This window comes from Pseudoalteromonas luteoviolacea, from assembly GCF_001696455.1.
Taxonomy (GTDB): domain Bacteria; phylum Pseudomonadota; class Gammaproteobacteria; order Enterobacterales; family Alteromonadaceae; genus Pseudoalteromonas; species Pseudoalteromonas luteoviolacea_C.
Window position 1 is genome coordinate 1 of sequence record NZ_MAUJ01000074.1, and the last position, 242, is coordinate 242.

Sequence of the window (242 nt, forward strand, 5' to 3'; positions counted from 1 at the left end):
CGGTGGATGCCTTGGCAGTTGGAGGCGATGAAGGACGTACTAACTTGCGATAAGCTAAGTCAAGCCAGTAAGAGGCACTTGAGACTTAGATTTCCGAATGGGGAAACCCACCGCATAGCGGTATCTTGCAGTGAATACATAGCTGTAAGAGGCAAACCGGGAGAACTGAAACATCTAAGTACCCCGAGGAAAAGAAATCAACCGAGATTCCGAAAGTAGCGGCGAGCGAAATCGGATTAGCC

General features: G+C 49.2%; 1 rRNA gene. It reads left to right on the forward strand.

The features are described from left to right. Positions 1 to 242, forward strand: a 23S ribosomal RNA gene (locus A7985_RS25560); the annotation flags it as partial.